Here is a 6,294-nt window from a genome sequence, read left to right as displayed (position 1 = left end):
CCGGGCCACCACCTCGCCGCGCAGCAGCGCCACGCCGAGCGCGGCCACCGCGACCACCAACCCCATCCCCAGGGCGTACGCCCCGAACAGCGCCAGCCCGCGCCCGGTCGACCCGGCCTGGAGGCTGGTCACCACGATCGCCAGGAACGGTGCGATGGCGCAGCCCAGCGAGGCGGTCGCGTACGCCATGCCGAACAGCACCATCGACGGCCAACTGCGGGTCAGTCGGGGCGCCCGGGTCAGCGGACGCAGGCTGGGCAGCCGTCGTCCGGCGAGCAGCCAGCAGCCGAGCAGCAGGAGCAGCAGTCCCAGCCCGACGGTGAACCACGGCAGCCGGGGACGCAGCCAACCCGCGAACGGGGCCAGGGCCAGGCCGAAGGCGCCGAACACCAGCACGTACCCGCAGGTGAGCGCCGCGGCGGCGGTGAGTGCCCGGCCCACCGCACCCCGGGTGTCGGTGGCCCCGGCGACCAGCAGCGACAGGTACGCCGGCAGCATCGCGAAGCCGCACGGGTTGACCGCGCCGAGCATGCCCGCGGTCAGCGCGAGCAGGAGCGGCGCCTCCATCAGGCGGCCAGCGCGGTGACCCGGCGGGTGAGGTCCTCCCCGTCGAGCCACCCCTTGTGCGCGACCTTGCCCTCACGATCGATGATCACGAAGGTGCTCTGCTCGACGATTCCGAACCGCTTCCAGAGCGTGCCCTGCCGGTCCTCGATCTGCGGCATCGGGCCGAGTTCGAACTCGGTGACGAAGTCGGTCATCGCCTTGCGTTCGCCGAGCCCGGCGACGCCGATGATCGGCACGGTGTCCCGGAAGCCGGGTTCGATCTCGGCGATGGTCCACGCCTGGCTGGCGCAGGTGGCACACCAGGGCGCCCAGAACCAGAGCACCACCGGGCGACCGGCCAGGGCGGCGGCGTCGAACTGCGTACCGGCCAGGGTCTGCCCGGTGAACCGCAGGGTGTCGGGCACCGGCACCGGGGTGGTGGGACCGGGCGTCGGTCCGGCGGGCTCCGCAGACGCCGAGGCGGGTGCGGGTGCGGACTCCGGTACGGCCGCCGCCTCCTCGACCGAGCCCGCGGCACCGCAGCCGCCGGCCGCCAGCGCCGCGGCGAGCACAACGGCGACCGCACAAATGGCACGTCGCGTCTGTCGGACCGGCCTCATCGGTGTCTCCTTCGCTTCGCTGGTCCGGCCACCGGCCGCCCCGTCCGTCCCGCTTCGGTCACGGCACGCGCACGCACCCCCGCTCCGGTCGCGACACGCGTGCCCGGTCGCGGCACGCTCAGGCCTTGGTCAACCGCAGCGCCAGTTCCGGGCAGACCTTGACCGCCTTCGACGCGCCCTCCCGCAGCCAGGTCGGCACCGGGGTCGGCGGGAAGGCGGGATAGCCGTTCTGGTCGAGCCGGATGAAGTCCGGCACCACGTGGGCGCAGAGGCCGTGGCCGTCGCACCGGGACCAGTCCAGGACCAGCTTCTGCGGGTCCGGGTCGGGGGCGCCGGGCAGGCCCATCATGCCCTTGACCCGCCGGCCGCAGCCCTCGCCGGTGGTGTGCTTCTTGAGGTCGTCGGCGAAGACCTCCATCGCCGACAGCGCGAAGCGGGACGTACCGTCGGGGTGGCTGCACGCGCCGCGCCCCTTGACGTCGCCGGCGGCGGCCCGGACCACCTCGACCGGCGCGCTGCCGGAGACCGCCAGGTCGACCGCGCGGGCCAGGTCGGGCAGGCCGCGCTTGCACGGCCCGCACTGCCCGGCCGACTCACCGGCCAGGTAGCGCACCACCTGGGCGGCCTCGCCGAGCGGGCAGGTGTCGTTCGCGAGCGGCACGATGATGCCGGCGCCGAGGGTGCCGCCGACCGCGGCGAGTCCCTTGCGGGAGACCTCGGCCTTCTCCGCCGCCTCCCGGGTGATCCACTTGCCGTGGTAGCCGCCCATCAGGATGCCCGGCCCGTCGGGGACCTCGCAGAGTTCGAGGATCTCCCGCAGCGGGGTGCCGGCCGCGCACTCGACCACCGCGTGCCGCTTCGCCGCGCCGGTCACGCTGAGCAGCACGGTGCCCGGCTCGTCGTCGGTGCCGAGCGCCGCGTACTCGTACGGCCCGAGGCGGGCGGCCACCGCGAGCTGCGAGTACGTCTCGGCGTTGGAGAGCAGGGTGGGCAGGTTGCTCACGCCGGAGTCGCTGGAGCGCTTCTTGGTGCCGGGCGGGATGTGCGGCAGCCCGTTGATCCCGTTGACCAGCGCCCCGCCCTCCCCGCTGATGAACCGGTGCGGCACCGTCACCACGCTGGTCGGCACCGGCATCCGCCGCTCGTCGAGCGCCTCCATGAGGGAGTCCCGGCCGACCAGGTCGTCGGCCACGCAGAGCACGATCTCCTCGGCGTCGAGCGCGAACGCGGCCAGCGCCGCGCCGTCCAGGATCAGGTGCGGGGCCCGGGTGAGGATCACCTTGTCCTTCCAGCTCGCCGGCTCCCCCTCGGTGGCGTTGACCACCACCACCGGCGGCAGGTCCTGGCGTTCGCAGGACTCCAGCACCGCCCGGAGCTTCTTGGCGAACGGGAACCCGGCACCGCCCTTGCCCTTGAGCTGGATGCCCTCCGCGAGACGCAGCAGGTTGGACGGCTCCATCGGGCTGATCGGGCCGTGCACCATCTCGTGGGCCTGCAGGTCGAGCCGGCCGAACTCGGCGAACCCGGCGGTGAGCCGGGGCTCGCCGACGCAGGCCACCGGCGGGACCACGGCACGCTCCGTCACTTGGCCTCCCCTCGCAGTCCGGCCCAGTACGCGCCGTCCACCTTCTCCGGGTCGGCCCGGCGGCGTCGGCTGTCCGACGCCCGGCGGGCGCGCCGGGAGGCGAGGTCGACCAGGGTCGGGGTGTCGTCGTCCACGGCGTCCTCCGCGGCGTACCGGGCCGGCGGCCGCCAGTAGTCGTTCTCCGCCTCGGGCACGTCGTCGTCCACGCTGTGCCGGCCGCCGCCGCTGCGGGGCTCGGCGGAGATGGGCGTACCGGAGATCGGTGAACCCGAGATGGGCGCGCCGGAGATCGGGCCGGCCGAGATCGGGGCGTTCGACTCCCAGCGACGCGGGCTGTCCCAGGGCTCCTCCGGCTCGTCGATGCTGGAGCGCGGCGGGGACGAGTAGCGGGTGCCGGCGTCGGCGTCCCCCCGGGAGCGGCGGTACCGGCCGGTCTCCTCGTCGTCGCGACGGCGCCGACCACCCGGCTCGCGCTCGTACTCCAGTTCCTCCTCGCGGCGGCGCGCGGATCGGCGACCCACCGACTCGCGCTCCTCCTCCCGGCGGGAGGCGCGCCGCCGGACCGGCTCCTCGTCCTCGCGGACCCGCCGGCTGACCGGCTCCAGGTCCTCCTCGTCGCGGCGGTACGCACGCCGCCCGGTGGACTCCAGCTCGTCGTCGCGGCGGACGGTACGCCGGCCGACCGGCTCCTCGTCACGCCGTCGGGACACCGGCTCCATCAGCTCGGTCTCGCGGCGGATGGCCCGCTCGAACTCCGCCTCCTCGCGACGGGAGGGACGGCGCACCACCGGCTCCAGTTCCTCGTCGAGGCGGTCCCGTCCGGGGCGTACCGGCTCACGCAGGCTGCCCGGCTCGGGCACCACCGGCACGGTGAAGCGCTCCGGGTCGTTGCGCCGGATGGTCGGGCTGGCCCAGGTGCCGGAGGTGCTCTCGGCCCAGCTCATGTCGCGGCGGACCCGCTTCTCCCGGCCGTCCTCGCCCTCGGCGCGCCGGCCGGTCAGGGTGCCGAGCAGGCCCTTGCCCCGGCTCTCCTCGGTGCTCTTGCCGCCGGTCATCGCCTCGTTGAGCGCGGCGGCCTGGTGCTGCTCGCGGCTGCGCCGCTGGAGGCTGACCGAGAGCCGGACCATCAGCGCCACCACGACCAGCACCACGCAGAGCCAGTAGCTGAGGCTGACCCAGGTGGCCGGCGCACGTCCGGCGCCGAGGCCGTGGAAGATGCCGAAGGGCCAGGACACGTACGCCATCGAGTGCAGGCCGCGCCACAGCCACTTGGGGCCGACGTCGGCGAACCGGGCCCGGATGATGCCGGTCCAGAGCACACCCACCATGAGCAGCGCGGCGATGGTGCCGAGGCCGACGTAGAGCCCCCGGCCACCGACGAACGGCACCGCCGCGTCGGTCACCCCGGCCCGACCGCTGGCGATCTTGGTGATCACGTGGAAGACCAGGCCGGCGACACCGAGGATGCCGGTGGCCCGGTGCGCCGACTGCAACAGCACCCGGTGCCGGATCAGCAGCACCAGCCGGTCGGTGGCGAGCAGCCCCATCATCACCGTCAGGCTCAGCGCGACCAGGGCGATCACACCGGCGAAGAACTCGGTGAAGAAGAAACCCATCGCGTACGCCCGCTGACCGGCGCTGGTGAGCATCATCAGCGCCCACAACGCCGCGATCCCCGACGCGGACAGCGCCAGGATCTGGCTGCGGGACCGTACCTGGATCCCTCTGGTGCTGGTGCTGGTACGGACGGCAGGCGCCTTCTCGTTCTGCGTAGCCCGGGCCATGTGCTCCTCGATCGTCTCGCGGCGGCGCACCGCCGGCCGACCCTGTTCCCCACACCAGTACGTCTCCGGCGTTCAGTCGGATTAGATCCGACCGAAAATTTCTCGACGAGTTGTCGAACCGTCCCCCCGCCCGGCGCGTGTAACGCCGCCACCGCACCTCCGGGCGCACTGACGGACGTCCATGCATTGACAGGTGATGAAATGCGCTTGTAACCTTGCTGAAATTTTCAGTCCCGGTTGCAAGATCCGGGCAGCCGCACCACCCTCCCCCGTCCTCCGGCACCCCCGGGAGCACCCGATGCGTCGACGTCGACTCCGCCCGGCGATCATCGCCCTCGCCGTGATCGCCAGCCTCCTCGCACCCAGCACCGTGACCGCACCCCCCGCCAGCGCCGCCCCGGCAGGCGGCAAGAAGGTCATCGCCAACCTCTTCGAGTGGAACTGGCCCTCGGTGGCTGCCGAGTGCACCAGCACACTCGGCCCGAAGGGCTACGGCTACGTCCAGGTCTCGCCCCCGCAGGAACACGTACGCGGCAACCAGTGGTGGGTCGCCTACCAGCCGGTCAGCTACCGGATCGAGTCCCGCAAGGGCACCCGCGACCAGTTCCGGTCCATGGTGGGCACCTGCCAGGCGGCCGGCGTCAAGGTGATCGTCGACGCCGTCGTCAACCACATGTCCGGCCAGACCAACGGCGGCACCGGCTGGGCCGGGTCGTCCTACCAGCATCACGTCTACCCCGGCATCTACCAGGCGCAGGACTTCCACTACTGCGGCCGTAACGGCAACAACGACATCGTCAACTACCTCGACCGGTACGAGGTGCAGACCTGCGAGCTGGTCAACCTCGCCGACCTCAAGACCGGCTCCGAGTACGTCCGGTCCCGGCTGGCCGGATACCTCAACGACCTGCTCTCCCTCGGCGTGGACGGCTTCCGGCTGGACGCCAGCAAGCACATGCCCGCCGCCGACATCGCCGACATCCTGCGCCGCCTGAACCGCCCCGCCTACGTGGTGCAGGAGGTCATCCACGGTGCCGGCGAGCCGATCCGACCCGAGGAGTACACCGGCAACGGCGACGTGCACGAGTTCCGCTACGGCAAGGACCTGGCCCGGGTCTTCCGCTCCGAACGCCTCGCCTACCTGCGCAACTTCGGCGAAGGCTGGGGGCACCTGCCCAGCTCGGTGTCGTCGGTCTTCGTGGACAACCACGACACCCAGCGCGACGACGGCGGGGTGCTCACCTACCGCGACCGGGGCACGTACGCCCTGGCCAACGCCTTCATGCTGGCCTGGCCGTACGGCTCACCGACGGTGATGTCCAGCTACACCATCACCAACCGCGACGCGGGCCCGCCCTCGGACGGCACCAACAGGACGCTGAACACCACCTGCTACTCGGGCTGGGAGTGCGAGCACCGCTGGCCGGTGATCGCGAACATGGTCGGCTTCCGCAACGCCACCGAGGGCACCGGCGTCAGCAACTGGTACGACAACGGCTACCAGCACATCGCCTTCAGCCGTACCGGCCGGGGCTTCGTCACCATCAACGACGAGGACTTCCCGATCACCGGCCGCTCGTACCAGACCGGGCTGCCCGCCGGCCGCTACTGCGACGTCATCCACGGCACCTTCACCAACGGCACCTGCAGCGGCCCGATCATCACCGTCGACGCCAACGGCTGGTTCGCCGCCACCGTCCCCGCCCACGACGCCATAGCCCTCCACACCAACGCCCGCCTCCCCTAACCCCCACCCACC

Annotated in this window: 5 protein-coding genes; 1 reads left to right on the top strand and 4 read right to left on the bottom strand. The window is 72.5% G+C overall.

The features are described 5' to 3' along the window. From EYA84_RS24030 to EYA84_RS24015, 4 genes are all read right to left on the bottom strand, one after another. Positions 1–567 (bottom strand): cytochrome c biogenesis CcdA family protein (locus EYA84_RS24030; RefSeq protein ID WP_275540812.1); only part of this gene is annotated, 567 nt, incomplete at its 3' end. Then, on the bottom strand, positions 567–1,166 hold the full coding sequence (locus tag EYA84_RS24025) for a redoxin domain-containing protein (RefSeq protein WP_131055584.1): 600 nt from the start codon (positions 1,164–1,166) through the stop codon (positions 567–569). The genes EYA84_RS24030 and EYA84_RS24025, both read right to left, overlap by 1 nt. A gap of 118 nt (positions 1,167–1,284) precedes the next feature. Continuing rightward, on the bottom strand, positions 1,285–2,751 hold the full coding sequence (locus EYA84_RS24020) for an NADH-quinone oxidoreductase subunit NuoF family protein (protein WP_131055582.1): 1,467 nt from the start codon (positions 2,749–2,751) through the stop codon (positions 1,285–1,287). After that, complete coding sequence (locus tag EYA84_RS24015; RefSeq protein WP_236145929.1) at positions 2,748–4,565, bottom strand: hypothetical protein; 1,818 nt, start codon at positions 4,563–4,565, stop codon at positions 2,748–2,750. Before EYA84_RS24015 ends, EYA84_RS24020 begins: the two co-directional genes overlap by 4 nt. 268 nt (positions 4,566–4,833) lie before the next feature. Between EYA84_RS24015 and EYA84_RS24010 the strand changes: the two genes are divergently transcribed. After that, a complete protein-coding gene (locus EYA84_RS24010) occupies positions 4,834–6,282 on the top strand; it encodes an alpha-amylase family protein (protein WP_131055578.1) in 1,449 nt (482 codons plus the stop codon). Positions 6,283–6,294 lie beyond the last annotated feature (12 nt).

Source organism: Verrucosispora sp. SN26_14.1 (assembly GCF_004307965.1).
Taxonomy (GTDB): Bacteria; Actinomycetota; Actinomycetes; order Mycobacteriales; family Micromonosporaceae; genus Micromonospora.
Note: the sequence above shows the minus strand (reverse complement) of the source record. Positions and strands in the feature narration are given on the sequence as shown.

Excerpts from the sequence above, each read along its gene's own strand:
- EYA84_RS24025 (WP_131055584.1), bottom strand. The coding sequence starts at position 1,166 with ATGAGGCCGGTCCGACAGACGCGACGTGCCATTTGTGCGGTCGCCGTT.
- EYA84_RS24010 (WP_131055578.1), top strand. The coding sequence starts at position 4,834 with ATGCGTCGACGTCGACTCCGCCCGGCGATCATCGCCCTCGCCGTGATC.